This is a genomic window from Thainema salinarum CENA647 (assembly GCF_057732415.1).
Window position 1 is genome coordinate 1 of record NZ_JBYJZJ010000017.1, and the last position, 3880, is coordinate 3880.

Sequence of the window (3880 nt, forward strand, 5' to 3'; positions counted from 1 at the left end):
CTTTTTAAGGGGGGCTAGGGGGGATCTCAACGTCAAAACGAAGTCTAGGAGACTTATGTATAAACAGTAGCTTCTCTAGGAGAGGGATTTAGGGTGAGGGCAATTCCATGCTGCAACTATCCTCGTACTTTGGTTGTTATCTCTGCCACTCGCTGTCCCAAGGCGCGGGCAATGTCGAGATCTTCGGGTTTTGGCTGGAGTTCGCCTTGGCCACCTGCGATCGCACTTGCACCGTAGGGTGTGCCGCCGCGTGCTTCGGTGTGAATCATGCCGCGAACTGAATAGGGCACACCAACAATCAGCATTCCGAGATGCAGCAGGGGCACCATCATGGTCAGCAGGGTTGTTTCCTGTCCACCGTGAGTCGATGCGGTTGAGGTGAACACCCCAGCAGGTTTGCCCTCCATTTCGCCGTTGAGCCACAAGCTAGCCGTGGAGTCTAGAAGCTGTTTCATCTGGGCGGTCATGTTGCCATACCGCGTCGGAGATCCCATGATCACTCCGTCTGCTTCCCGTAAGTCATCGACGGTGCAAACGGGGATATCTTGCTGCTGGTCGCGCACCTGGCGAGCGGCGTCATTGTTGTCAATGATTTGATTGACCGCATCAAATTCCTGTACTCGACGCAGAACAACCTCAACTCCTGCAACCTGTCCGGCTCCTTCCGCAACGGCTCGTGCCAATTGCAGTGTGTGACCGTACATGGAGTAGTAAACAACCAAAACTTTCATATTGTCTCCCGAATAAGCACCTCCTCATACTGGTGGAGTTTGCCGGATTCGGAATCCCTCAAGGGTTGGATTTGAGTAGCTGTACGGGCTTTAACGTTTGCTCGATAAAGACGTATTTTCTAGCTCTCGTGGGTCTTGAATCGATCGATCCTGTAACCAAGCAAACATTGCAGAAGCTCCCAGTAAAATCAAGGTGATAATACTGACAATCTGCATCATAATGACGTATCGCATAGGTATTTCATGCATTAGAACTACACGAGATTGAAATGCTCCATGTGGACATTGGTTGCAGGGACGTCCAAATCATGAAGCGCGGCTTCAACCTGCTCCATCATGACGGGAGCGGCACAGATAAAGTAGTGTCGGCTGCCCCGATGAATGGGAATGTATCGTTGCAACAGGTCTTTATTGACGTAGCCAGTTTCGCCAGTCCAGTCTTCGGGCGGCTTGCGCAACACGTGAATGATCGTCAGATCCAGGGAGTCAACCAGGGTATCCAACTCCTCGCGGAAGGTTATATCTTCCCAGCCTTTGTTGGCATAAATGAGTAAAAACGGGCGATCGTCTTTCCGTTCAGCCGCAGTGACCAGCATACTCATCATGGGAGTGATGCCGATTCCACCTGCAATCAGGACGAATCCGGCAGAGTCCCAATAGAGATCGCTTGTAAACACGCCGTAAGGACCATCAAGATATGCTTTTGTCCCCGGCTCAACGTCCTTAATGGTTCGAGTAAAATCTCCCAGCGCTTTGATGGTGAATTCTAGTCTTTCAGGATGATCGCCGCTGGAAGACATGGAAAAGGGATGTTCACGCATTCGAAAGGGCGTAATATCAAGGGTTATCCAGGCAAACTGTCCAGGCTGGAACCGGAACCCTTCGTGTCCTCTAGGACGAACAGCCAGTGTCCATACATTTCCCCTTTGAGGAATGACCTCTTCTACCAAGTAGGGGCGTCTGGTCATCATCCAAGGTTTGACAATGCGCACGTAAATCAGTAGCCACAAAGCGGCCAATGCGATCGCACTCCACAACAGCTGTTTCCAAAATAGTCCCAGATAATAGCTCACTCCTATTGCATGGGCTAAACCCAAAATCACAGCTCCCACAGCTAAGATGCCATGACTTGTGCGCCATAGCTCATATGGGATGCGAAGGCGCTGTCGCCAAATTGAGGTTATAACCAGTGCTATCAGGGCTAGGGTGCCAGTCACGGCAAATCTGGCTCGCCAGGGAGCCTCGACTATATTCAGTAACCCTAGCGTTTCGGGTTGGTCGATAAAGAGAACGAGGGGATGAATCAGGATCAAGGCGAAAGCCACCAGAGAGATATAGCGGTGGAATTGCAGGATGATGTCAATCCCGTAAGATGCCTCAATCCGATTGATGCGGGCGGTGAGGGCAAACTGAAGGGCTAACATTGCTAACCCAACAAATCCTAGGGCAACTGAAAAATCTGTCCAGAAGCTTCGTTCATTAAGGGCAGGAGGGTATAGCAGTAGGATAAAAAGAGGCAGCAGAGCAATCGCCAAATAAACGGCGATCCAAAAGGCAGCCACTGCAACCGGGCTTCTCATTAATAGTCGTTGCATTTCGACCTGTCTATTCTTCAAGTACTGACATGAAGTTCGATTTAAACCTAGTCCATTTTTGTGAAAGACTAGCCGAGCCAGTCGTTCACAGAAACAAATTGGATTCTGATATACGGATTACATGTTCTATGTCTAAGCGCAGCGTTAGTTTCGGACAATCAAGCTAAGTTTGCCTGGAAATAGAGTTCTCCCCTATTAGACCTATATCTGATGCTAAGGACACCCTCCAAAGTGCAGATTAGTAGCAGAATCGGATGGAGTTGACCTAAAAAGCAAATCTCATTCTCAATCAAGTTAAGTGCAATCGCACTTTATCTCTATTGCGATCGCAGATCTTATCCTCATTCAGAAAAGTGCGATCGCAGCAAAGATTAGGTGCGATCGCAGATCTTATCCTCATTCAGAAAAGTGCGATCGCCCATCTCATCCTCATTCAGAAAAAGTGCGATCGCAGATCTCATCCTCACTCAGAAAAGTGCGATCGCCCATCTCATCCTCATTCAGTTCAAAAGCAGGGAATTTATCTGTTCCTTATCTATGCCAACATTTGTATTGGTTCCTCGTCAAAACGTTATCTAGCTTAAATCTAGCTAGATTAATAGGCATCAGGCGATCTAGCAAATTTTGGAATCCTATAGTTACAGAGGCGCGCTACTAGGTGTTACCTATGTTATGCCAAGGCTAGCTAGCCCATCATAATTACCTCAACTGTTGACACCTAAGTTTGCCTTGAAGTAATTATGAAGTCGTAAAGAAACGCTATAAGCAAATAATTTATAATGGCAAAATACGGCAACAGCAAGTATTCTCAAACTCAGTATCGGTTTTCTGTCTATTCTCTGCCACAACCTTGTAAAAACTAGTTATTATTTTTGAGTTCTTTTACCTAGTTTCAATTTTTTCTGTTTCTATTCCTCTTCTTCGTGGTTATTTTTCTGATGTGATGGTGGCAAAGTCAGAGATTGATGAAACTCAGTTATGATACGACGTGTTTCTTCATTTGGCTTTCCAAGCGCAGCTCCGAACTCGGTCATGACGCGACGCATTTCCTCATTTGGTTTTCCAAGTGCGGCTCCGAACTCAGTTATGACGCGACGCATTTCCTCATTTGGTTTTCCAAGTGCGGCTCCGAACTCAGTTATGACACGACGTGTTTCTTCATTTGGTTTTCCAAGTGCGGCTTCAAACTCAGTTATGATACGACGCATTTCCTCATGTGATTTGCCCAAAGATAGTAGAGATTTTTCTTCCTTCTCGATTTCTTCCACTTCTTCCGGTGTTAAACGATTTTCGGCTTTTACTCCCGTCGTGTCAACAAAATGCTTTATACCTTCAACCATATCCTCAAAGAGATAGACTTCAGGCTCAGATGCAATACTACACAGTTCATCATATAGGAAGCGGTTCAGGAAACCCTTACCACCATGAACCGTACCGTAGTCACCATCTCTAGAGATGATCCATAGTCGTTTCTTTCCCCTGAAATGGGTAAGAATCTGCTCCCAAGTCAGTTGATCACCTATCGAATTCGTACTTTTTCCTGGTGGATTGCCG

4 protein-coding genes are annotated in these 3880 nt (G+C 47.0%); 1 reads left to right on the plus strand and 3 read right to left on the minus strand.

Translation table 11 applies throughout. The annotated features are described in order from the left end of the window. Positions 1-116 precede the first annotated feature (116 nt). Both wrbA and AC286M_RS06565 read right to left on the minus strand, forming a co-directional pair. Positions 117-731 carry an NAD(P)H:quinone oxidoreductase gene (gene wrbA / locus AC286M_RS06560; RefSeq protein ID WP_488202972.1) on the minus strand — a complete coding sequence of 205 codons (615 nt, stop codon included), beginning with the start codon at positions 729-731 and terminating at the stop codon, positions 117-119. A gap of 254 nt (positions 732-985) precedes the next feature. Beyond that, positions 986-2326 carry a ferredoxin reductase family protein gene (locus AC286M_RS06565; RefSeq protein WP_488202973.1) on the minus strand — a complete coding sequence of 447 codons (1341 nt, stop codon included), beginning with the start codon at positions 2324-2326 and terminating at the stop codon, positions 986-988. Between the two features lie 320 nt (positions 2327-2646). Here AC286M_RS06565 and AC286M_RS06570 point away from each other — a divergent pair, with 320 nt between their 5' ends. Next, a complete protein-coding gene (locus tag AC286M_RS06570) occupies positions 2647-2910 on the plus strand; it encodes a hypothetical protein (RefSeq protein ID WP_488202974.1) in 264 nt (87 codons plus the stop codon). Positions 2911-3234: 324 nt separating this feature from the next. Here AC286M_RS06570 and AC286M_RS06575 read toward each other — a convergent pair. Further along, positions 3235-3880: hypothetical protein (locus AC286M_RS06575; protein ID WP_488203615.1), on the minus strand; the 646-nt coding region annotated here is incomplete at its 5' end.